The organism is Aggregatibacter actinomycetemcomitans (assembly GCF_003130205.1).
In the GTDB taxonomy this organism is placed as follows: Bacteria; Pseudomonadota; Gammaproteobacteria; order Enterobacterales; family Pasteurellaceae; genus Aggregatibacter; species Aggregatibacter actinomycetemcomitans_A.
In genome coordinates, this window is sequence record NZ_NRDF01000002.1 from 202167 (window position 1) to 225386 (window position 23220).

The 23220-nt window shown below is 46.3% G+C and carries 23 protein-coding genes; 13 read left to right on the plus strand and 10 right to left on the minus strand.

Going from position 1 to position 23220, the window contains the following annotated elements; all coding sequences use genetic code 11:
• Positions 1-13 precede the first annotated feature (13 nt).
• Together menD and DK423_RS03065 are read right to left on the minus strand one after the other, a co-directional pair.
• Positions 14-1720: a 2-succinyl-5-enolpyruvyl-6-hydroxy-3-cyclohexene-1-carboxylic-acid synthase gene (menD, locus tag DK423_RS03060; protein ID WP_005558682.1), complete on the minus strand. Its 1707-nt coding sequence runs from the start codon at positions 1718-1720 to the stop codon at positions 14-16.
• Positions 1711-3015: an isochorismate synthase gene (locus tag DK423_RS03065; protein WP_005558684.1), complete on the minus strand. Its 1305-nt coding sequence runs from the start codon at positions 3013-3015 to the stop codon at positions 1711-1713. Before DK423_RS03065 ends, menD begins: the two co-directional genes overlap by 10 nt.
• A gap of 116 nt (positions 3016-3131) precedes the next feature.
• Here DK423_RS03065 and DK423_RS03070 point away from each other — a divergent pair, with 116 nt between their 5' ends.
• The gene (locus tag DK423_RS03070) at positions 3132-4346 is read left to right on the plus strand and encodes a pyridoxal phosphate-dependent aminotransferase (protein WP_005558686.1); all 1215 of its coding nucleotides are present in this window, start codon (positions 3132-3134) and stop codon (positions 4344-4346) included.
• A 125-nt stretch (positions 4347-4471) separates the two neighbouring features.
• Here the strand turns inward: DK423_RS03070 and fadR are convergent, their stop codons facing one another.
• Entirely contained in the window at positions 4472-5203 is a 732-nt protein-coding gene (gene fadR, locus DK423_RS03075) for a fatty acid metabolism transcriptional regulator FadR (protein WP_005558689.1), read from the minus strand.
• A gap of 195 nt (positions 5204-5398) precedes the next feature.
• Between fadR and nhaB the strand changes: the two genes are divergently transcribed.
• The gene (gene nhaB / locus DK423_RS03080; protein ID WP_005558691.1) at positions 5399-6943 is read left to right on the plus strand and encodes a sodium/proton antiporter NhaB; all 1545 of its coding nucleotides are present in this window, start codon (positions 5399-5401) and stop codon (positions 6941-6943) included.
• 23 nt (positions 6944-6966) lie between these two features.
• On the plus strand, positions 6967-7506 hold the full coding sequence (gene dsbB, locus DK423_RS03085) for a disulfide bond formation protein DsbB (protein ID WP_005558693.1): 540 nt from the start codon (positions 6967-6969) through the stop codon (positions 7504-7506).
• Between the two features lie 45 nt (positions 7507-7551).
• Here dsbB and DK423_RS11100 read toward each other — a convergent pair whose 3' ends face one another.
• Genes DK423_RS11100 through folB form a run of 3 tightly spaced genes read right to left on the minus strand, consistent with a single transcriptional unit; the run spans position 7552 to position 9514 of the window.
• On the minus strand, positions 7552-7698 hold the full coding sequence (locus DK423_RS11100; RefSeq protein ID WP_005558695.1) for a hypothetical protein: 147 nt from the start codon (positions 7696-7698) through the stop codon (positions 7552-7554).
• A gap of 11 nt (positions 7699-7709) precedes the next feature.
• Positions 7710-9140 (minus strand): membrane-bound lytic murein transglycosylase MltF, encoded by a 1431-nt coding sequence (gene mltF / locus DK423_RS03090; RefSeq protein WP_005558696.1) that lies wholly within the window; start codon positions 9138-9140, stop codon positions 7710-7712.
• 20 nt (positions 9141-9160) lie between these two features.
• The gene (gene folB / locus DK423_RS03095; RefSeq protein ID WP_005558697.1) at positions 9161-9514 is read right to left on the minus strand and encodes a dihydroneopterin aldolase; all 354 of its coding nucleotides are present in this window, start codon (positions 9512-9514) and stop codon (positions 9161-9163) included.
• Between the two features lie 96 nt (positions 9515-9610).
• Between folB and plsY the strand changes: the two genes are divergently transcribed.
• Positions 9611-10207 (plus strand): glycerol-3-phosphate 1-O-acyltransferase PlsY, encoded by a 597-nt coding sequence (gene plsY / locus DK423_RS03100; protein ID WP_061886043.1) that lies wholly within the window; start codon positions 9611-9613, stop codon positions 10205-10207.
• Between the two features lie 89 nt (positions 10208-10296).
• Here the strand turns inward: plsY and lysM are convergent, their stop codons facing one another.
• The gene (gene lysM / locus DK423_RS03105; protein ID WP_005558699.1) at positions 10297-10740 is read right to left on the minus strand and encodes a peptidoglycan-binding protein LysM; all 444 of its coding nucleotides are present in this window, start codon (positions 10738-10740) and stop codon (positions 10297-10299) included.
• 139 nt (positions 10741-10879) lie between these two features.
• On the opposite strand from lysM, the gene ypfJ reads away from it, so the two are divergent.
• The gene (gene ypfJ / locus DK423_RS03110) at positions 10880-11707 is read left to right on the plus strand and encodes a KPN_02809 family neutral zinc metallopeptidase (RefSeq protein WP_005558700.1); all 828 of its coding nucleotides are present in this window, start codon (positions 10880-10882) and stop codon (positions 11705-11707) included.
• Positions 11708-11909: 202 nt separating this feature from the next.
• On the opposite strand, the gene DK423_RS03115 is transcribed toward ypfJ, so the two are convergent.
• From DK423_RS03115 to DK423_RS03125, 3 genes are all read right to left on the minus strand, one after another.
• The gene (locus DK423_RS03115; protein WP_005558701.1) at positions 11910-12701 is read right to left on the minus strand and encodes a factor H-binding protein; all 792 of its coding nucleotides are present in this window, start codon (positions 12699-12701) and stop codon (positions 11910-11912) included.
• 406 nt (positions 12702-13107) lie between these two features.
• Positions 13108-13752: a Fe-Mn family superoxide dismutase gene (locus tag DK423_RS03120; RefSeq protein ID WP_005558703.1), complete on the minus strand. Its 645-nt coding sequence runs from the start codon at positions 13750-13752 to the stop codon at positions 13108-13110.
• Positions 13753-13895: 143 nt separating this feature from the next.
• Positions 13896-16160, minus strand: coding sequence for an NADP-dependent malic enzyme (locus DK423_RS03125; RefSeq protein WP_061886724.1), 2265 nt, complete (start codon positions 16158-16160; stop codon positions 13896-13898).
• A 217-nt stretch (positions 16161-16377) separates the two neighbouring features.
• Between DK423_RS03125 and rsuA the strand changes: the two genes are divergently transcribed.
• The 8 genes from rsuA (at position 16378) to DK423_RS03165 (ending at position 23199) form a co-directional block, all read left to right on the plus strand.
• Positions 16378-17079, plus strand: a complete 702-nt coding sequence (gene rsuA / locus DK423_RS03130) for a 16S rRNA pseudouridine(516) synthase RsuA (RefSeq protein ID WP_032996833.1) — start codon at positions 16378-16380, stop codon at positions 17077-17079.
• Between the two features lie 4 nt (positions 17080-17083).
• Positions 17084-18277, plus strand: a complete 1194-nt coding sequence (locus DK423_RS03135) for a Bcr/CflA family multidrug efflux MFS transporter (protein WP_061886144.1) — start codon at positions 17084-17086, stop codon at positions 18275-18277.
• 171 nt (positions 18278-18448) lie between these two features.
• On the plus strand, positions 18449-19084 hold the full coding sequence (gene ccmA, locus DK423_RS03140) for a cytochrome c biogenesis heme-transporting ATPase CcmA (RefSeq protein ID WP_005558713.1): 636 nt from the start codon (positions 18449-18451) through the stop codon (positions 19082-19084).
• Positions 19085-19088: 4 nt separating this feature from the next.
• Positions 19089-19754: a heme exporter protein CcmB gene (ccmB, locus tag DK423_RS03145; RefSeq protein WP_005558715.1), complete on the plus strand. Its 666-nt coding sequence runs from the start codon at positions 19089-19091 to the stop codon at positions 19752-19754.
• 10 nt (positions 19755-19764) lie between these two features.
• A complete protein-coding gene (locus DK423_RS03150) occupies positions 19765-20502 on the plus strand; it encodes a heme ABC transporter permease (protein WP_005558717.1) in 738 nt (245 codons plus the stop codon).
• A 17-nt stretch (positions 20503-20519) separates the two neighbouring features.
• The gene (gene ccmD / locus DK423_RS03155; protein ID WP_005558719.1) at positions 20520-20726 is read left to right on the plus strand and encodes a heme exporter protein CcmD; all 207 of its coding nucleotides are present in this window, start codon (positions 20520-20522) and stop codon (positions 20724-20726) included.
• On the plus strand, positions 20723-21241 hold the full coding sequence (gene ccmE, locus DK423_RS03160; RefSeq protein WP_005558720.1) for a cytochrome c maturation protein CcmE: 519 nt from the start codon (positions 20723-20725) through the stop codon (positions 21239-21241). The genes ccmD and ccmE overlap by 4 nt, the downstream gene beginning before the upstream one ends.
• On the plus strand, positions 21241-23199 hold the full coding sequence (locus DK423_RS03165; protein WP_005558721.1) for a heme lyase CcmF/NrfE family subunit: 1959 nt from the start codon (positions 21241-21243) through the stop codon (positions 23197-23199). Before ccmE ends, DK423_RS03165 begins: the two co-directional genes overlap by 1 nt.
• The last annotated feature ends 21 nt before the right edge of the window (positions 23200-23220 follow it).

The window sequence follows — 23220 nt, forward strand, 5'->3', positions numbered from 1 at the left end:
TTGATGGGGGTGTTTATTCGCCGACGACGGCATAACTGATTTGTTCAATCAGACGTTTATAAACGGTGCTGCCGTCGTTCGGCGCTACTTTGATTTCGATGATGGTGGCTTCACGGCGTGAATAGGCTTGCTTCAGCACGGAACTCAAATCCGCCCAGGTGTAAGGGCGGGCATATTTCAAATCGAACATGGACGCTACTTGGGAAAATTCCGTGTGATGCGGCATTCGGTAGAATTTGTCTTTCACCTCTGCCTCCACCGGCAACATATCAAAAATCGCCCCGCCGTTATTGTTGATGATGAAGAGAATCGTTGGTTGGGTGATTTTTTTGAACAATGCCAGCGAGTTTAAATCATACAACGCGGAGGTGTCGCCTACTAACGCGACCACCGGCTGATTGGAGCCGATACCGATGCCGGCAACGGTGGCAAGTAAACCGTCGATACCGCTGGCGCCGCGATTGGTGTAAATTGGATAGCCTTCCGGCAATTTGGTCAGCGCATCCACCAAACGCACAAATAAACTGTTACCCAGGAAAAGTGCGCCATTGTTCGGCAGCAGGCGTTCAATATGATGAGCCAAAGAGGCTTCGTTCAAATTGCCGCCCACTTGTTGCTCAATGAATGTGGCGCAGAATTTGGACAGCGCCAACGCTTCCAACAGCCAAGGTTTTTGTCTTAACGGCGGGTGGGCGCGTAACCAATGGTGAATTTTGGCAACAAAACGGGTATGCGAGTGATGATACGGATCCACGGCTTGCGGGTTTTCGTCCACAATCCAATATTCGTTTTTAAATTCTGATAAAAATTGATTAATGCGTTTGCTGATAAAACGGCTACCAAGCTGAATGACAATATCCGCCTGTAACATTTTTTGTTTAACCGTTTGATTGGCAAGCCAAATATCGGCGTAAGGCAATGATGCTTCCACACCCGATTGAATGTCCGTCAACAGCACCCAACCCATAGTATTTGCCCAGGCGGCGATACCCATGGCTTGTTCCGCCGGCATTCTGCCCGCCACGATAATACCGCGCTTGGTACGCCAGTGATCCCAATGCTCGTGAATGATCACTTCTTGGTGCAAGGCAGGATAAGTCGTCCAGCTTTTATTTTGGCTTAACCAACGCTGAACCTGCGCCAGCCACGGGTGCACGTCAATTTCTTCCACATTGGCGTCATATAACGGCTCGGCGAATGGCACGTTAATGTGTATAACGCCGCCTTCCTCCGTTTGCTGATGACAAGCCTGTTCGATTTTGGAAATGAGCCAGCCTGCCGCATAATCCTGACTTGGGCGCGGTAAGTTCAGGCTCGCCAACGGATAATTGCCGAACATATTTTCTTGTAAAATCGCCTGATTGGCGCCGCATTCCCATAATTCCGGCGGGCGATCGGCGGTGAGTATGATGAGGTTGATATGGCTTTGGCGCGCTTCGATGATCGCCGGGTATAAATTTGCGGCAGCCGTGCCGGAGGTGACGATAACGGCAACGGGTTTTTTGGTGGCTTTCGCCACACCAAGGGCAAAAAAGCCTAAGCCGCGTTCGTCGAAGTGCGTGTGGCAAAGGGCGCGGTTGGCGTTTTGCAAACGAACGGCTTCCAATGTCAGCGGGGTCGAACGCGAACCGGGCGCGATACAAAAGTGGGACACGCCTTGACGCACAAGGGTTTCCAAGATCACTTTCGACCAACAACGATTAAATACGCTTACTGACATTTTTTCTCTCCGTTTTTAGATTCCGTTATTTGTAACAATGAGATTAAACCGGCGGCTTTACGCTCAATTTCCTGCCATTCTAGCAAGGGAACAGACCCTTCAACAATACCGGCGCCGGCAAAAACGCGAATTTTGTCCGCTTCAATAAAGGCGGAACGAATGGTTACGCAAAATTCGGCTCGCTCCCGATTAAAAAAGCCCAGTGTGCCTGCATACCAGCTCCGATCGTAGTTTTCAATTTGTGCCAGTAGGGTTTTGGCGGTTTGTTGCGGCAAACCGGCAACGGCGGCGGTAGGGTGGATTGCTTTCAAACAATCCAAATCGGTGCAGTTTTCCGTTAAAAGTGCGGTGATTTCACGGCGTAAATGTTGTACCCGACGCAGTGGCTTCAAACCGATTTCACCGAGCTGAATTTGTTTCGCAAAAGCACTTAAATTAGCGCAAATGCCCTCGGCAACCAGCTGATTTTCGTGAATATTTTTCCCATCCTGCAAGAGCCATTGCGCCTGTTGACGGTTTTCTGCGGGATCGTCGGTCATCAACGCCGTGCCGGCAAGGGCTTCGGTGGTGAGCTTGCACTGATGGCGTGCGTATAGGCGTTCCGGCGTGGAACCAAGAAAGATGGAAGAAGGGCTTTTCGCCAATAAAAAATGATAACAACCGTGGTTATGGGCTTCGCTTTTGGCGAGAAAATCCTGCGCATTTAATGGCGCGTTAAGCTGAAATGTGGTTTCGTTCGCCAGCACCAGTTTGCCCACATAGCCATTTCTAATTTGCGCTAACGCCTGTTCAACCCAATGTTGCCAACGGGATTGGTCGGCTTGCCGGTGGATTTGGGTCGCCTCACTTTGCACGTCTAAAAGTGCGGTGGTTTTTTCCAGTGTTTTTAAGGCTGCCAATGCCTGCTGCTTGCTTTTTTGGAAATCGGCGTGATCGATAAAGACCTTCACCGTAAGCCGATGTTGCGTTTGTTCCAACAGCAGTTGCGGCAGAAAAAAATAGGTGTCGCCGTTAAAGGTCATGCCGCCGAATAAAGAGACGTCGGCGTGTTCGATAAAATGTTGGGCGGCAGCTAATTGATCAAAGGAGCGCACTTCACCGATGGTGGCAAAAGCCGATTCGCCTTGTTGTAATTTGAAATAGCATTGCGGATAGTGCGGTTGCGCTTTTAACCAGGCAAGCAAATTAACGTTGCCTTCGACCTGCGCCGAGCAAACCGAAATGGCATGTTGTTCTGATTCTAATTGGTGAATTTGGCTAATTAATTGCGCTTTTATTGATTGCAAACTATCCATTTTGAAAAAGCATTGTCTTTAATGGGAAAATAAGTTAAAAATAGGTCGCAATTCTACCGCACTTTGCGGGAATTTTTTACAAAATATTTCATTTCTTAATCACTAAGGTCGAAACTATGGAACGCTTTCCGAAATCCGATAAATTAGAGCACGTTTGTTATGATATTCGCGGACCCGTGCACAAAGAGGCACTGCGTCTCGAAGAAGAAGGGCATAAAATTTTAAAACTGAATATCGGCAACCCCGCGCCGTTCGGTTTTGAAGCGCCTGATGAGATTTTGGTGGATGTGTTGCGTAATTTGCCGTCGGCGCAAGGGTATTGCGATTCCAAAGGACTTTATTCGGCGCGCAAAGCCATTGTGCAATATTATCAATCGAAAGATATTCGTAACGTAACGGTAAACGATGTGTATATCGGCAACGGCGTGTCCGAGTTGATTACCATGGCAATGCAGGCGCTACTGAATGACGGCGATGAAGTGTTGATCCCGATGCCGGATTACCCGTTATGGACGGCGGCGGCAACTTTGGCGGGCGGCAAAGCGGTACATTATTTATGCGATGAACAGGCGGATTGGTTCCCCGATGTGGAAGACATTAAAAGCAAAATCACCACGCGCACCAAAGCCATTGTGATTATTAACCCGAATAACCCGACGGGCGCGGTGTACAGCAAAGACTTATTGTTGGACATTGTGGAAGTGGCGCGCCAACATAATCTGATTATTTTTGCCGATGAAATTTACGACAAAATTCTATACGACGGCGCGGTACACCATCATATCGCCGCCTTGGCGCCGGATTTATTAACGGTGACGTTGAACGGGTTATCCAAAGCCTATCGTGTTGCCGGTTTCCGTCAAGGCTGGATGATTCTGAACGGACCGAAAAAACACGCCAAAGGTTATATTGAAGGCTTGGATATGTTGGCGTCTATGCGTTTGTGCGCCAATGTGCCGATGCAACACGCCATTCAAACCGCCTTGGGCGGCTATCAAAGCATTAACGAATTTATCCTGCCGGGCGGGCGTTTGTTGGAGCAACGGAATAAAGCCTACGAATTAATTAATCAGATTCCTGGCATCAGCTGCACCAAGCCGATGGGTGCGTTGTATATGTTCCCGAAAATCGACATCAAAAAATTCAATATGTATGACGATGAAAAAATGGTGTTTGATTTGTTGGCGCAGGAAAAAGTGTTGTTGGTACACGGTCGCGGTTTTAACTGGCACTCACCGGATCACTTCCGTATCGTCACCTTGCCGTATGTGCATCAAATTGAAGAAGCGTTGGGCAAATTCGCCGGATTCTTGTCTCATTATCATCAATAAGAACCGTCAAACAGAAACCCCGATAATTCGGGGTTTCTTTTCTTTTGAACTTGAAAAGTGCGGTGGTTTTTATCAGTGTTTTTCAGCATGATAAAGAAAAAATACCGAAAAAAACTACCGCACTTTTATGTATACTCGCCGAAATCTTTCGGTAAAAATTCCTGCATTTTCGTCCATTGTGCGCTGCTTTCTTTGCCATATTTTAAAATGCAAGGAGCGACTTCTTCGATGGTTTGGCGTTGGCAAATATCCCTTAGGTTGAAGTAAAACCGTCTTGCTAATTCGCGTGCTTCGGCGCTTTGAAAATAGAATAAACCGATTCTGGTATATAAGCTTTTAAAGCTGTTCAAAATTAGTCCGTAAACGGGATTATCGGAAGCAAAAGCCAGATTGCGGAATACGTCATAGTCGAATTTTGTATAGGTTTCCGCGGTATCTTCCAAGTTGTCCATCGGGTGAAGGATATGCAGAGAACGCTCGGGTGCGCGTTTAAAGGCTTTCGGAATGTAGATCATGGAAATGTCGGTGCGCGCGGAACGCATATTGGCAATCAGCGAAGGCAGGCGTGAACCGTCAAGTTGGATCATGGTTTCCAGAATGTTTAAACCTGAAGTTTCCCAAATATCATTAACTTTGGTGGGTTTGCCATGTTGGATATTTAACCAGCCGTCACGTGCCAATCGTTGCAAAACTTCACGCAGGGTGGTGCGGGTAACACCGATTTTGTCGGCCAATTCACGTTCAGCCGGCAAATCCGAACCGGGTGGGAAATGATTATTCCAAATGCTTTTTACAATGTATTCTTCTGCTAACGCCGCCGGGCTTTGTGCTTTCAGAAGGGGGGAATTGTTATTCATAGTAATTCGGTATTATCAGTAGTTATCAAATAAAAAAACGGCTTTATTATCGTTGAAACGACTATACATTACAATTAGATAATTATTTTTTAAATTCGTTGACATCATCTGCTATTTTTGACACAGTTTAGCGCTGAACTACCTTGAACGGTATTAGGTTAATATATTATTAATTAAGAAATTAAGGTCAACTTTATGGATAGTAATTATACACAGGCACTTCTTAAAAACTTTCTCGGTTCCAGCCCGGGCTGGTATAAAATAGCGATCGTCGCATTTCTTGTCATTAATCCCGTCTTATTTGCGATTTCACCTTTTTGGGCGGGTTGGTTATTGGTCATTGAATTCATTTTCACCTTAGCCATGGCGCTAAAATGTTATCCGTTACAGCCCGGTGGGTTACTTGCCATTGAAGCGGTATTTATAGGAATGACAAATCCTGCTCACATTAAAGCAGAAGTGCTGGCAAATTTTGAAGTGATTTTGCTCTTGATGTTTATGGTGGCAGGGATTTACTTCATGAAACAATTGTTGCTTTTCGTGTTTACTAAGCTTCTTCTTAATATTCATTCCAAATTGGTGCTTTCCTTATCTTTCTGTTTTAGTGCCGCGTTTTTATCTGCTTTCTTAGATGCGTTAACCGTAGTGGCTGTCATTATCAGCGTGGCTATGGGGTTTTATGGGGTATATCACAAAGTGGCATCGGGTGGTACATTCTACGATCCTACCGATATTACTAATGATGAGAAAATAGGTAAAGATCGTGAAACTTTAGAGGAGTTTCGCGCATTTTTACGTAATTTGATGATGCATGCCTGTGTGGGTACTGCGCTCGGTGGCGTAATGACCATGGTGGGCGAACCACAGAATTTAATCATTGCGGAACAGTCGGGTTGGAATTTTGTTGAATTCTTTTTTCGTATGGTGCCAGTGACGATTCCGGTCTTTTTATTCGGGCTACTAACCTGCGTAGTAATAGAAAAGTTTCATCTCTTTGGTTATGGCGCGAAATTACCAAATCAAGTATGGATGGTTTTATCTGAATTTGATAAAGCCAGTATGAAAAAAATGACCAAGCAGGAGCGTTTAAAGCTTATCGCGCAGGCAATTGTCGGGATTTGGTTGATTATCGGTTTAGCATTTCACTTGGCGTCTGTCGGTTTAATCGGTTTAAGTGTCATTATTTTTTGCACCGCACTTTGTGGTGTTACCAGCGAACATGCATTGGGTAAAGCATTCCAGGAATCTTTGCCGTTTACTGCATTATTGGTGGTGTTCTTTACCGTAGTTGCCGTGATTATTGACCAAAAACTGTTTGCGCCGATTATTCATTACGTTTTATCTTCAGAGGAAACTGTTCAATTAACTTTATTCTATGCCTTTAATGGTTTGTTATCCGCTATTTCCGATAACGTGTTCGTTGCAACGGTTTATATCAATGAAGCAAAAAATGCCTTAACTGCTAATGTGATTCCGCCACATCAATTTGAATTATTGGCGGTAGCGATTAATACCGGTACCAACCTGCCTTCTGTAGCGACACCAAACGGACAGGCTGCGTTCTTGTTTTTATTGACTTCCTCTTTGGCGCCCCTAATCAACCTCTCTTATGGTAGAATGGTTTACATGGCGTTGCCTTATACCATTGTGTTGTCGTTAGTGGGTTTGTTCGCCGTGGAATATATTTTGCCGCCGATGACTATTTGGCTGGCAAACTTAGGCTTGATCATGCCGATTTAGCATTTTTTAGGAGGAAAGACGCAATGCTAAAATTTTTCAAAACACTTTCCGTGCAACGTACCGGTTGGTTGTTGTTGGTTATTTCAGCATTGGCGTTAGAAGGCACGGCACTTTACTTCCAATACGGCATGGAACTACAACCCTGCGTCATGTGTATTTATGAACGGGTTGCCTTATTCGGTATTGCTTTTGCCGGCATTGTCGGATTAATTGCACCGCGCTTTTTGGTTTTCCGTTTATTGGCATTACTTATCGCGTTTTTCAGTACCGTGAAAGGGTTATTAATTTCCCTTAAGCACGTCGATTATCAACTGCATCAGGCACCTTGGAATCAATGTTCCTATTTGCCGGAATTTCCGCAGACCTTGCCGCTGGATAAATGGTTTCCGGCATTATTCCAACCCACCGGTTCTTGCAGCGATGTGGTTTGGTCGTGGTTAGGGCTTTCCATGGCGCAGTGGATTGTAGTGATATTTGCCGTGTATTTGATTGTTTTGGTGTTAGTGTTAATTGGCCAATTTAAACGTCTTGATAATAGAGGAAGAAGACGTTTATTTAATTAACTTAACCATAAATGGTGCAGCTTAAAAACTGCACCATTTTTTGTTTTATATATCCTGCACGACAAATTGTAAGGCATGGCGGGCGAATAGCTTGGCTTTGCGTTGTTTTAAATGTTTCAGGCGCAAAGCACGGGCTTGTTGTTGGTGAAAAAATTTCTTTTTAGCCGGTTTTAGAAAACGTCTTCTAAGCATGATTACCCCCCTTATTTACTTTGTGTTTTCGTCTGCCCTGTGGCAGTTTCCGTGGTTTTATCGTTTTGTTTTTCCTGAATGCGGTAATAATTCATGATACTGTTCATATAGCGCCGAATATTTTCCACATACTGAAAAGCTTCATAACCACGGGCATAACCGTATTTCAGATTACGGTAATATCGCTTTTCTGCCAACAAAGGCAAGTTATTTTTCACATCCAGCCAATTATCCGGATTGCCGCCTAAATTTTTGGTTAAACGGCGCACATCCAATAAATGCCCTAATCCCATATTGTAAGCGGCAAGGGCGAACCAAATACGATCTTCACTGTTAATGCTGTCGGGAATCTGTTCGATTAGCCAATGTAAGTATTCGGAACCGGCTTTAATGCTTTGTTCCGGGTCGGTTCTGTCGCTGATTTTCATGCGTTCTGCGGTGTCTTTGGTCAACATCATCATGCCACGCACGCCGGTGGGCGATGTGGCATCCGGGTTCCAGTGGGATTCCTGATACGCGATTGCCGCCAATAAACGCCAATCCAAATTGCCTTTGTGTTTGGTAAAGAGCGGTTCAAATTTCGGGAGAATCGTTTCAATGGAATTCAAATAGGATTTGATGTCCACATAGTCAAACTGACGAAAATGATTAAAATATTTCTCTTCGATGTTGGCGATTAAGCCCGAATCAATTGAGCTGTTCATGAAGCCCAGCAATGCCGATTGTAATTCACTTGAAGAATTGTTCGGCAAATACCAATGTACGCTCATTTCATCGGTTAAATCGAAAGCCACGGCAATTTGCGGTTTAATTTGCTGGGTGGCAGAAATATCTAAAGAATTGGCGATGGTATAATCAATTTTCCCTTCCGCTACCTGTAACAATAATTCTTCCTGCGTTAATTTACTGTCTACCGTCCAGCTTAATTTCGGGTTTTTCAGCTGCGCTTCTTTTAAAATTTGCTGCAATTCGGAGCTGTCGGGAACCACAAGGCTGCCGTTAATTTGCGCTAACGAACGCGGGCGATTTTTCCCTTTACGATAAGCAATTTGCCAAGAAGCAGAATAATAGGACGGACCAAGCTGAAAATGCTCGGCTTTGGTCGGATGATAAAATAAATTGGCGGCGGCAATATCAATTTGATGATCGTTTAACGCGGAAAAAAGATCATCCGTGTTATTCATCGGCTGCATTTCAAGTTCCACGTCCAAATAATCGGCGAAGGCTTTGCTTAATTCGTACTCCAAGCCGGATTCGCCTTCGGCATTGATGAAATAAGAAATAGGATTATTAATCGTCCCCACCACCAGTTTGCTGCGATCTTGAATGGCATGATAAGCATTTTCTTCCGAATGCATAATTTGCTGCCACGGAAACACCATATCAATTGCCCATAACAACAGGCACAAGCCCGCAATAATGCGTAAAAATAAACCTTTCAAATTGTTTTTTTCTCTGATTTTTAGCGACCACGCTCAATAATAATACCGACGTTTTCCGCTTGCGCGACGGCTTTCGGTTTACTTAATTTGAGGCGAAGCCACGAAATTTTAAATTGTTGTTGTAATTGTTCCGCCACTTCATTGGCAACCCGCTCAATTAACAAAAACGGTTTGGATTGCACATAATCAATAATGAATTGGCTGACTTCCGCATAATTTAATGCAAATTGAACGTCATCGGCAGCTGCCGCCTGACGACTATCCCACGCCATTTCGACATCAAAAATGAGTTTTTGTTTAATTTGTTGTTCCCAGTTATAAATGCCGATTTGCGCAAATGCCGTTAAACCTTCGATAAAAATCAGATCTTGCATGGTGTTCCTATTGTTATTCCTAAAATTTTTGTGGGCTTATACTACCAACTTTGGGTACAATAGACGAACTCTTTTTCTCCAGTCATAGGAAGTCCAATGAGCCTTTTCGCCCTTTTTTATATGCTATTGAGCTACTTGCTCGGTTCCGTTTCCGGTGCGATTGTATTATGCCGAATCACTGGCTTGCCGGACCCCAGAACCTCCGGTTCCCATAACCCCGGCGCAACCAACGTGTTGCGTATCGGTGGGCGTTGGATTGCCTTGGCGGTGCTTATTTTCGACATCTTAAAAGGCATGTTACCGGTGTGGTTGGGCTATTATTTGGGGTTAACGCAATTTGAATTGGGCATGGTGGCGTTAGGGGCGTGTTTAGGGCATATTTTCCCGATTTTCTTTAAATTTAAAGGTGGCAAAGGTGTCGCCACCGCTTTCGGTGCTATCGCGCCTATCGCTTGGGGCGTCTTATTTTCGACACTTGGCACCTGGCTTGTTGTGTTTCTCATCAGCGGCTATTCCTCCCTCAGTGCCGTCGTCACCGCATTACTGGTGCCGCTTTATGTGTGGTGGTTCAAGCCCGAATTCACCTTTCCCGTCGCTTTGGTTTGCTGTCTGCTGATCTATCGCCATCACGAAAATATCCAACGTCTCTGGCGCGGACAGGAAGATAAAATATGGCGCAAGTTTAAAAAGTAGCACCATATGAAAAACACCGAAAAAAATAACCGCACTTCAATTTTAAATTTAAAGTGCGGTCATTTCCCAAAACATTTTTTAAGCCAAATCTACAAGCTTTTCGGCAAACGAATTTTTTGCCCCGGGAAGATTTTATCCGCGTCTTTAATCACTTCTTTATTGGCTGCCACGATGGCGGTGTATTTGCTGCCGTTGCCGTAATGTTTTTCGGCGATTTTCCAAAGGGTGTCGCCTTTTTGAATCACGTAAAATTCATCGTCGCCGGCAACCTTTTCACCATTTTGCACGGTCACTTCATCAATATTGACCTCGCTGATACCGACAATATTGCCCGCCATTAACACGGCTTTTTCCAGCGCGGTGGCGGAATTGGCGACACCGGTGATTTTCGCCACGCCGTTTTCCACTTTTACTTCCACATCGGCAACGCCGGGATTGTCTTCGTTAATGTGTTTGGTAACGGCTGCGGAAGCCTCTTCTGCTTTGCTGAAGATTTTTTTACCTATGTCGCCGACAAAATCAAATAAACCCATTTTTTCTCTCCTTATTGATGAATGAACGGGAATCACAACATAACCAATTCAATCAGATAAGTCTAGAAATAAAACAGTAGGCGAGAAAAAGGTTATGGATTAGAATGGCGCAAATTTCACTTAATCAATAGGAAGGGTTATGCGTTGGCAAGGGCGTAGAGAAAGCTCAAACGTGGAAGACAGACGTTCATCAGGTGGTGGTTTCGGTGGAGGCAGACCTACCGGCATTCTCGGGTTAATCATTATTTTAGTGGGCGCTTATTATGGCGTGGATTTATCGGGCTTGGTCGGCGATATTGATATGGAGGCAACACAAACCACACCTTTGCAATCGCAGCAGGAACAAGAGCTGGCTGGGCTTTCCAAAGTGGTGCTGGGTGATACGGAAGATGTTTGGAATGCATATTTTGCCAAACATAATAAACGATATATCGAACCGACGATGGTGTTGTATAACGGCGCGACACCGACTGCGTGCGGCACCGGTCAATCGGCAATGGGGCCTTTTTATTGCCCCAATGATCAACGGGTGTATTTAGATTTATCCTTTTATAACGACATGAAAAATGAGCTCGGCGCGGCGGGCGAAGCGGCGTTTGCCTGTGTGATTGCCCATGAAGTGGGGCATCATGTGCAAAATCTGTTCGGCACCTTAGCGCAGGTTCATCGTCTGCAACGACAAACCTCCCGTACGGAAGCTAATCAGCTTTCCGTAAAGCTGGAATTACAGGCGGATTGTTACGCGGGCGTGTGGGCTGGTCAGGCAATCCGAAAAGGGTTGTTTGAAAGCGGCGATATTGAAAAGGCGTTCAATGCGGCGGAATCCGCCGGCGACGATCGTTTGCAAAAACGCAGTCAAGGTTATGTAGTACCGGACAGCTTTACCCACGGCACATCGGCACAACGTTTGCAATGGTTTAAACGTGGTGTAAATACGGCGGATCCGGCGCAATGTAATACGTTTTAAACGATGTGATAAAAAAGTGCGGTTGTTTTTACCATCATTTCCTAAACCTGCAATAGGGCACCCACCGTAAGTCAGGTAATAATTCTAACTTGCGGCGTGTAGCATGGATTTTTCTACGAACCGATTAATGGATAGAAAAGGTGGTAGAAACCCGTATTGAAAGCTTCAGACCACCTTTACACCGAACAGAGGAAAACCGAGTTTATTCTTTTTTACCTGCCAGACCGATTTCTTGAGTTCCCTTACCGGTTTTGATCTCGGCTTTACCGGCGATTTCTTCTGCCTTGCTGCCGAAGATTTTTAGCGTGTAATTTCCTTTTTCCACGCCATTTTTCACAGCTTTACCACTCAACCCGGAACCGTTTCCCATTGCGCGGATGTCTGTTTGCGCCAAATCTACGTTATAGTCGCCACGTAGACCACTGATGCTACCGCTGCCTTGTTTTTTGGCGAAGTCGATAGTGTAGGATAAACGACCTCCACGGTCATCGCCGGTAAATGCGATGCCGCGATAGTTTACCTGTCCCGAAGCCGGCAGATTATTAAAGGCGATGTCTCGCCCTTGAATTTCGTTGACATGGAAATCAAAGGTAGAGGAGCGTGTACCATCTGCGTTGGTTTTCTGTTTCGCTAACGTAGCGGCGACGATGGAATTATTCTGTTTATATATCAGAAAATCGCCTCGTTCCAATTCGATTATTTGACCGTTCACGTTGATTTTTTTGACGTAATCGTAGTCAGAGACCTTATCGGTTCTCAAATAGCCTGTATCCAGAACGCCACCTTTATGCAAGATCCGAGTTTTGCCGCCGCGGTCGGTTAGTTCCAAAGTGCCGTTATCGGGAACAGATTCGGAGATGGTTAACTGCTTCCAGTCTTTTGCTTTCGGATCGAACGGTTTCAGTAGACCATCCGCCAAACCCCCGGCAGCTTGGCTGCATGCGGATAATGTGCAGGCGACAGTCAGCGCCGCCAATAAATATTTCGTTTTCATTTGTTTCCTTCCTTTCGTTATAACAGGGTAAACCGCCGTATCTCCTGTTAAATAAACAAAGTTAACAATTCATAAACCGAACATCTCAGTGGTTTCTGATACGGCTGACGATTTATCCTATAATAATTTTATAACGATATTTGTGACTTAAATCAAAAATTCATAAATTTGTTCTTCCACGTGGCTTGACAATGTAAGCAACCCTGTATTCTTTATCAATATAATCGGAACAAATTGAAAAGAAAGGGATTATCCATAGCCGTTAAAAGCAGACATTATCCCCAAAGTGCGGTGGGTTTGAAAAACGTTTTTTAAACCCACCGCACTTTTAGGTTTTTATCAGTAAAGAAAAGCTGCCTGAAGGAGCAAATTTTCAGGCGGCTTTGGAATTTATCCGTTTAGCGAATTAGTGTGGTGTATCGGCTAAGATTTTTTCAAAACGTTCATTGGCGAAATCCCAGTTCAGTACGTTCCAGAATTCTTTGATGTAATCCGGGCGGCGGTTTTGGAATTTCAAGTAGTAAGCGTGTTCCCAAACGTCTAAACCGAAAATCGGCACACCGGAGCAGCCGGCGTATTCTTTGCCCATAATTGGATTGTCTTGGTTGGCGGTGGAAACTACGGCAAGTTTACCGTTTTCTAAAACTAACCATGCCCAGCCGGAACCAAAACGGGTTGCTGCCGCTTTTTCAAATTCTGCTTTGAAGTTTTCAACGGAACCGAAATCGCGTTCGATGGCATCTTTCAATGGGCCTTTTAAGGTTGTGCCTTTTTTCAGGCTTTTCCAGAATAAGCTATGGTTTAAGTGACCGCCCACGTTGTTGCGTAATGCCGGGCGTTTTTCCGGGGTGATTTCGCTTAAGTGCGCCAATAATTTGCCCGGGCAGCCTTCGGAAAGTGCTTGTAATTCAGGGGGATTTTCTAGCGCCGCATTCGCGTTGTTAACATATGCTTGGTGATGTTTGCTGTGGTGGATTTCCATGGTTTGTGCATCGAAGTGGGGTTCTAATGCATCATAGGCATAGCCTAATTCAGGTAAAGTATAAGCCATAACGTTTTCCTTTTCTTAGGGTTGATTGAGTATAAAATGCCAAAATGATAGCACAAAGATTGATTGGAATCATTAAACGTTACAATTTATTAACAAACAAAGAAGATGGTGATTAGCCATCTTCTTTATTTTTTGTTAAGTCGTTATTGGGCCTTGGCTGCAGCAATCGCCACCATGTTGATAATACGGCGAACGGAAGATACGGAGGTCAAAATGTGCGCCGGTTTGTTCAAGCCCATGAGAATCGGCCCTACGGTGGTCGGTGTTGCCGTGCCTTGTAACAGGTTCAGGCTGATACGCGCCGCTTCCATGTTTGGCATCACGAGCAGATTTGCCGCGCCTTTTAACGGGCTGTCCGGCATCACTTCGTCACGTAAATGTTGAGACAATGCCACGTCACAGTGCATTTCGCCATCAATGTTGAGTTCCGGCGCTTTTTCCCGCACTAAGGCTAAAACGTCGCGCATTTTGACCGCACTTGGGCTGTTGTTGCTGCCGTAATTGGAATGTGAGATCAAGGCGATTTGCGGTTCGATACCGAATAAACGCACTTCTTTTGCCGCCATCATGGTAATTTCGGCAAGTTCTTCCGCGCTCGGATCGTTGTTCACGAAGGTATCGGTCAGGAACAGGTTGCCGGTCGGTAATACCAAACCGTTCACCGTTGCCGGCGTGCGTACGTCTGAACGTAAACCGATGACGTTTTTGATGGTTTTTAAGTGGGACGCGTAATGTCCGACCAAGCCGCACAACATGGCGTCGGCATGACCTAAATGTAACAACACGGAACCGATGGCAGTCGGGTTATTGAACATTTCGCGTTTGGCAATACCCGGTGTGATACCGGCGCGTTTAAGCATATTGTAGTAGGTGGTGCAGCATTGGTTGTAGCGTTCGTCGTTTTCGATGTTGATCAGATCAAAATCACGTCCTGCCTGAATGTGCAAGCCCAGTTTTTTAATGCGTTGTTCAATGACGCTCGGACGACCCAGTAAAATCGGGTAAGCAATGCCCAATGTGGCGATTTCCTGGACGGCGTGTAATACGCGGGTTTCTTCGCCGTCGGTGAGCAAGACGCGTTTTTTGTCCTGTTTGGCTTGCGCGAATACCGGTTTCATGAACAGGTTGGTTTTATAAACGAATTGCGTTAGTTTTTCGATATAAGCATCGAAATCATCAATCGGACGGGTTGCCACGCTGGAATCCATGGCGGCTTTTGCTACCGCAGGCGCGATACGCACGATCAAACGCGGATCGAACGGTTTCGGAATGATGTATTCCGGGCCGAAAGACAATTCGCTGTCGCCGTAAGCTGAAGTGACCACTTCGCTTTGTTCCGCCAACGCCAAATCGGCAATGGCGCGCACCGCCGCCAATTTCATTTCTTCGTTAATGGTGGTGGCGCTCACATCTAACGCCCCACGGAAAATGAACGGGAAGCACAGGACGTTGTTGACTTGGTTCGGATAGTCGGAACGTCCGGTACACACTATGGCGTCCGGGCGCACGGCTTTGGCGAGCGGCGGTAATATTTCCGGCTCAGGGTTTGCCAATGCTAAAATCAGCGGGTGTGCCGCCATGGTTTTCACCATATCTTGCGTCAACGTACCTGCTGCAGAGCAGCCCAAGAAAATATCCGCATTCGGAATAGCGTCGGCTAACGTGCGTTTGCCGTTGTCATCAATGGCGTAAAGTTTTTTGGTTTCGTCCATACGGTCGTCACGGTTTTTATAAATGACCCCTTTGGAATCGCACACCGTGATATTTTCCCGTCTCATACCGAGAGAAACCAACAGGTTCAAACAGGCGATAGACGCCGCGCCCGCACCGGAAGCCACCAATTTCACGTCTTCAATTTTTTTACCGACGATGCGTAAACCGTTCAACACCGCCGCCGCAGAAATAATCGCCGTGCCGTGTTGGTCATCATGGAAGACCGGAATATTCATTCTTTCGCGGAGTTTGCGTTCAATATAGAAACATTCCGGCGCTTTAATGTCTTCCAGGTTAATCCCACCGAAGGTCGGCTCAAGGGAAGCGATAATATCCACCAATTTATCCGGATCCTGTTCGTTGATTTCAATGTCGAACACGTTCACCCCGGCGAATTTTTTAAACAACACGCCTTTTCCTTCCATCACCGGCTTACCAGCTAACGCGCCGATATTGCCCAACCCGAGCACCGCGGTTCCGTTGGAAATCACTGCAACCAAATTGCCGCGCGAGGTATATTTATAGGAATCAGCAGGATCCGCCTGAATTGCCAAACAAGGTGCCGCCACGCCCGGTGAATATGCCAACGCTAAATCGCGTTGGGTCGCAAGAGATTTTGTCGGAGTAACTTCAATTTTCCCCGGAATCGGAAATTCATGAAAATCGAGAGCGGCTTTTTTAAGTTGTTCATCCATAAAATAAATCCTCTTTTTTGAATAACAGGGTGAAAAAACACCAAGTATTATAATTAAATTCCAAAAGAATTCTGTGATATTTCACACATTCCTGACGATTTTCTTGGTGGATGGTTGTGCATGGGGGAAAAGTGCGGTGGTTTTTCCAAACGTTTTTCATCAGGCAGAAAAATCCATTTGGGTTTATAATGCGGGCAAGGAAAATAAAAGGATCATTATGCGATTAGATAAATTTTTAGCGGAGCATACAGGGCTGACCCGTTCACAGGCGACGAAGGTGTTGCGTCAAAGTGCGGTTACGATTAACGGTAAAATTGAGAAAAGTGGGGCGACCAAAGTATCGCCGCAAGATGCGATTTATTTTGACGGTGAATTGCTGACGTGGATGGAAGCCGGGCAATATTTGATGTTTAACAAGCCACAGGGGTATGTGTGTTCCCATGAGGAGGGCGAGCATCCTTCCATTTATCAGTTTTTCGATTATCCCTTATCCGCCCGCGTGCACAGCGCAGGGCGGCTGGATGTGGATACCACGGGCTTGGTGTTGTTAACCGATGACGGGCAGTGGTCGCATCGCATTACTTCACCAAAACATCATCAGCCGAAAACCTATTTGGTGACGCTGGCAGATCCGGTGGAAGCTAATTATGCGCAAGCCTGCGCCGAAGGCATTTTGCTGCGCGGCGAGAAAGATCTCACCAAGCCGGCAGCGCTTGAAATTTTAGATGATTACAACGTGAATTTAACTATCAGCGAAGGGCGTTATCATCAGGTGAAACGGATGTTTGCTGCATTGGGCAATAAAGTGGTCGGGTTGCATCGTTGGAAAATCGGCAATCTGACCTTGGATGACAATTTAGCAGAAGGCGATTTTCGTGCGTTAAGCGCGGAGGAAATTGCGTATTTTTCCGGAGAGTAAGCCGTTGACTTCAAGCAAAACCGTTAAAACGAATGTTATTTTTGTTGCTGTCTTAGGCATTTTGTCCATGCTGCCGCCGTTAAGCGTGGATATGTATCTGCCTGCATTTTTAAATATCGCGCAGGATTTTCAGGTGAGCAATGATCAGGTGCAACATACGTTAACGTCCTTTGCTTATGGCTTGGCGCTCGGACAGTTATTCTGGGGGCCGTTCGGTGACAGTTTCGGGCGTAAACCGATTATTTTATTGGGCGTGACCGTGGCGGCATTGGTGGCATTGATCCTGACGCAAATCCATGCAATCGGTAATTTCACCGCACTTCGTTTCATTCAAGGCTTTTTTGGCGCGGCACCGGTGGTGTTGGTGGGCGCGCTGTTACGGGATTTGTTCGATAAAAACGAGCTGTCCAAAATGATGTCAACCATCATGCTGGTGTTTATGGTGGCACCTTTGGTGGCGCCGATTCTGGGCGGTTATATCGTGTATTTCTTCCATTGGCACGCGATTTTTTATGTGATCGCCATGATGGGCTTGTTAAGTATCCTGCTGGTCTTTTTTGTGGTGCCGGAAACTCATCATAAAGAAAAACGTATTCCCCTACGGTTGAATATTATTGCCCGTAATTTCATGGCGTTATGGAAGCAAAAACCGGTGCTGGGGTATATGTTCGCCGCCTCTTTTGCATTCGGGGACTTATTTTCTTTCGTCACGGCGGGGTCTATTGTGTATATCGGTATTTATGGCATTAAGCCAGAAAATTTTGGTTATTTCTTCATGTTGAACATCGCGGTGATGATCTTTGGTTCCTTCCTGAATGGGCGATTGGTGCATAAAGTCGGCGCGGAAACCATGTTGCGCGTTGGTTTGACGGTTCAGTTTTTGGCAGCGAGTTGGCTGGTTCTAGTAGTGTTGCTGGATTTGGGCTTTTGGGCAATGGCAATCGGCATAGCGATTTTTGTGGGGCAAAACTCACTGATTTCTTCCAACGCCATGGCGTCTATTTTAGAAAAATTCCCGAACGCCGCCGGTTCGGCAAATTCGATGGTGGGCAGCGTGCGTTTCGGCACCGGTGCCTGCGTGGGATCGCTGGTTGCCCTTATGAATATGCGCAGCGCAACGCCAATGTTGCTGACCATGACGGCTTGTTCGGTGATGGCGGTAGTTTGCTACTATTTTTTAACCGCGCGCAATTTATAATTTTAAAAAGCGCATTATTGTAATCCGCAACGGACAGATAAATTTGTTCTAAATCAAAAATATCTCAAAGTACCGCGAAAGAGTTATATGATTTTGCACTTTCCTGCCTACGCCGTTCCTTCACCTTATGATAGAATGCCCCGCTAAAATCGGTTTGAATCACAAATTATCATGCACCATCAACTCAATCTTGAACAACTTGCCTGTCAGCGTGGTGACAAAGTGTTATTTCACCACCTGAATTTACATATTCGGGCGGGCGATTTTGTGCAGATTGAAGGGCATAACGGTATCGGTAAAACCAGTTTGCTACGCATTATTGCGGGGCTTGCAACGCCGCTGGAAGGAAAAGTGCGGTGGAATTCCGAGGAGATTTTAAAACAGCGTGAAGCCTTTCATGATGATTTGCTGTATTTGGGGCATCAAAGCGGCATTAAACCCGAATTGACGGCGTGGGAAAATCTGCGTTTTTATCAGCAAATCGGACGCTGCCGGCAGGGCGACGACATCTTGTGGGAGGTGTTGCAAACCGTGGGCTTGCTTGGTCGTGAAGATATTCCGGCGGCGCAGCTATCTGCCGGGCAGCAAAAACGCATCGCTCTGGCGCGTTTGTGGTTGTCGGAAACACCGTTGTGGATTTTAGACGAGCCTTTCAATGCCATCGACAAAAAAGGTGTGGCGGTATTGACCGCACTTTTTGAGCGACACGCGCAACATGATGGCATCGTGATTTTAACCAGCCATCAGGAAGTGCCAAGTTCGCGGTTGAAAAAAATCCATTTAGAACAGTTTAAATGTGCAGAGTAATGGCATGATTTTTTGGCAGATTATTAAACGCGAATTACAAATCGCCATGCGCAAACAGGCGGAAATTTTAAATCCGTTGTGGTTTTTCCTCATCGTGATTACGTTGTTTCCGCTGGTTATCGGACCCGATCCGAAATTGCTTTCCCGCATTGCGCCCGGTGTGGCTTGGGTGGCGGCGTTGTTGTCTGCATTGCTGTCTTTTGAGCGCTTATTTCGCGACGATTTTATTGACGGTTCTCTGGAACAACTCATGCTCACGCCGCAACCGTTGATGTTGACGGCATTGGCGAAAGTGTTTGCTCATTGGTTACTCACGGGCTTGCCGTTGATTTTGTTATCGCCTGTCGCCGCATTATTGCTGTCATTGGAAAGCGCAATTTGGTGGGCGTTAGTGTTGACTTTGTTATTAGGTACGCCGGTGTTGAGCTGCCTTGGCGCCATTGGCGTGGCGCTTACGGTGGGGTTGCGCAAAGGCGGTGTGTTATTGAGTTTATTGGTGGTGCCGTTATTTATTCCGGTGCTGATTTTTTCTGCGTCGGTACTGGATGCCGCCGCATTGAATTTACCTTACGGCGGGCAATTAGCCATTCTCGGTGCGATTTTAGCCGCCGTTGTTACCTTATCGCCTTTTGCGATTGCGACGGCGTTGCGGATTAGTTTGGATCAATAGAGGATAATTTATGTGGAAGTGGTTGCATCCTTATGCAAAGTCGGAAACACAATATCAATTATGCGGTAAGTTTAGCCCTTTCTTTGCGATTTTGACCGCACTTTTATTAGCGGTCGGTATCGTTTGGGGGCTGGCGTTCGCACCGGCAGATTATCAACAGGGCAATAGCTTCCGCATTATGTATGTGCACGTGCCGACGGCGATTTGGTCTATGGGCGTTTACGGCTCTATGGCAATTGCCGCGTTGGTGGCATTAGTGTGGCAAATTAAACAGGCACAGTTGGCGATGATTGCCATGGCGCCGATTGGGGCGTTATTTACCTTTTTAGCCTTGGTTACCGGCGCCATTTGGGGCAAACCCATGTGGGGTACCTGGTGGGTGTGGGATGCCCGTTTAACCGCCGAATTAATTTTGTTTTTCTTATATTTAGGCGTACTTGCCTTATATTCCGCCTTTCAGGATCGCAATGTGGGTGCAAAAGCCGCCTGCGTATTATGCCTTGTAGGCGTGGTGAATCTGCCGATTATCCATTTCTCGGTGGAATGGTGGAACACGTTGCACCAAGGGGCGAGTATCACCAAGCTGGAACGCCCGTCTATCGCCACACCGATGTTGATTCCGCTGATTTTGTGTATCTTCGGTTTTATGGTTTTATCTATTTGGTTGACCTTAGTGCGTTACCGCACTGAATTATTAAAAGAAGACGCCAAACGCCCGTGGGTAAAAGCGTTGGCTGAAAAACTTTAGTGTTTACGGGGGGAAATATGTTTTTTCAATCTTGGGGTGAGTTTATCAACATGGGCGGCTACGGTTTTTATGTGTGGCTTTCTTATGGTTTAAGTTTATTGGTAATTGGGGTGTTAATTGTGCAAAGCCTTGCCGGCAAAAGTGCGGTGTTAAAATCCATCAAACGTGAACAACAACGTGAAACCCGTTTACAACAATTGAAACAAAAAGGAGAAACGCTATGAACCCAAGACGTAAATCCCGTTTGTCTGTTGTTTTATTTGTTCTGTTAGGTGTGGCAGTGGCTTCGGCGCTGGTGTTGTACGCGTTACGTCAAAATATCGATTTATTCTATACCCCGTCGGAAGTGGTGTACGGCAAAAATGACAATGCCGACCAAAAACCGGAAGTGGGGCAGCGCATTCGTGTCGGCGGCATGGTGGTTGCCGGCACGGTGCAACGGGATCCAAAAAGCCTGAAAGTGCGATTCGATTTAAATGACATTGGTCCTTCCATCAGCGTGGAATATGAAGGTATCTTGCCGGATTTGTTCCGTGAAGGGCAGGGCATTGTGGCACAGGGTGTGCTAAAAGAACCGACCTTGTTGGAAGCCACCGAAGTGTTGGCAAAACACGATGAAAACTATGTACCGCCGGATCTGGAAAAACAAATGCAAAAAGTCCATAAACCGATGGGCATCTCTGATCTGAAAGGCGAAAGCGAACGCGATCGTAAGGAAAAAATGAAAGAAGGTCGGTAATGATTGCAGAATTAGGAAATTATGCCTTAGCCCTGAGTCTGGCGATCGCCGTTTTACTGGCGATTTTCCCTTTATGGGGCGCGGAAAAAGGCAGTGCCCAACTGATGTCCTTAGCACGCCCGATGACCTATGGTTTGTTTGCTGTATTAACCTTCTCATTCGGCGCCTTGTTTTATTTGTTCGCCATGAATGATTTCAGTGTGCAATATGTGGTGAACAATTCCAATACCACCTTGCCTATTTGCTATCGTTTATCTGCCGTTTGGGGTTCCCACGAAGGTTCATTGTTATTGTGGATCTGGTTGTTGTCGTTGTGGAGCGCGGCAGTCGCCTTGTTTAGCAAACACTTACCGCAGGAAGCCACCGCCCGTGTGCTCGGCATTATGGGCATTATCAGCATCGGTTTCCTGCTTTTCGTGTTATTTACCTCCAACCCGTTTAACCGCACTTTCCCTGATTTTCCGGTGGACGGCAAAGAGCTGAATCCATTATTGCAAGATGTCGGTTTAATTTTCCACCCGCCGTTGTTATATATGGGCTATGTGGGATTTTCCGTCGCCTTTGCTTTTTCCATCGCCTCTTTAATGACCGGTAAACTGGATACCGCCTGGGCGCGTTGGTCACGCCCTTGGACTATGGCGGCTTGGATCTTTTTAACCCTGGGTATCGTACTTGGTTCCTGGTGGGCGTATTACGAACTGGGCTGGGGCGGTTGGTGGTTCTGGGATCCGGTAGAAAACGCCTCTTTCATGCCTTGGTTGGCGGGCACGGCATTGTTACATTCTTTAGCGGTGACGGAAAAACGCGGCTCCTTTAAAGCCTGGACGGTGTTGCTGGCGATTTTAGCCTTTTCGCTGTGTTTGCTCGGTACTTTCTTGGTGCGTTCCGGTATTTTGGTCTCGGTACACGCCTTTGCCTCCGACCCGACCCGCGGTTTATATGTGTTGGCATATTTAATCGTGGTGATCGGCGGTTCACTGACCTTATACGCCTACAAAGGTAGCCAAATTCGTTCCCGCGACAATGCGGAACGCTATTCCCGTGAAAGTTTGCTGCTGTTAAATAATATTTTATTAATGACCGCACTTTGTGTGGTGTTGCTGGGGACGTTGCTGCCGCTTGTGCACAAGCAATTAGGCTTGGGTTCCATTTCCATCGGCGCGCCGTTTTTTGATCAAATGTTCCTGATTATTATGACTCCGTTCGCCTTGTTATTGGGTATCGGACCGCTGGTTAAATGGCGCCGTGATCAATTCTCCGCTATTCGCACGCCGGTGATCGTCAGCTTGATGATTATGCTTCTTGCCGGTTTTGCCTTGCCGTATTTGCTCCAAAACAAATTAACCGTCAGCGCCGTGCTAGGCACCATGATGGCGGTGATCATCGTGCTGTTGAGTCTGTATGAAATGCAACAACGGGCAACGCATCGTGAATCTTTTTGGCGCGGCATAACCAAATTATCCCGCTCCCATTGGGGCATGATTTTGGCGCATTTAGGTGTCGCCATGACCGTTTGGGGCATTGCCTTCAGCCAAAATTACAGCGTAGAACGGGATGTGCGGATGCAGGTTGGCGATACGGTGCAAATTGCCGGTTATGATTTCACCTTCAAAGGCATCAGCGATGCCAACGGACCGAACTACATCGGCGGCAAAGCGCAAATTGATATTCATCGTGACGGCAAAAAAGAAACCACGCTTTATGCGGAAAAACGCTTATACACCGTGAGCAAAATGCCGATGACCGAAGCCGCGATCGATTGGGGTTTCAGCCGTGATTTATACGTGGCGTTAGGTGAAAAATTAGACGACAATTCCTGGGCGTTGCGCTTGTATTACAAACCGTTTATCCGCTGGATATGGCTTGGCGGGTTGTTTATGGCGCTCGGTGGGATATTATGTATGTCCGACCGCCGTTATCGGTTTAGTAAAATTTTAGACAAAGAAACCGTACAGTAAGCCCTCATAGAATCATCGAGT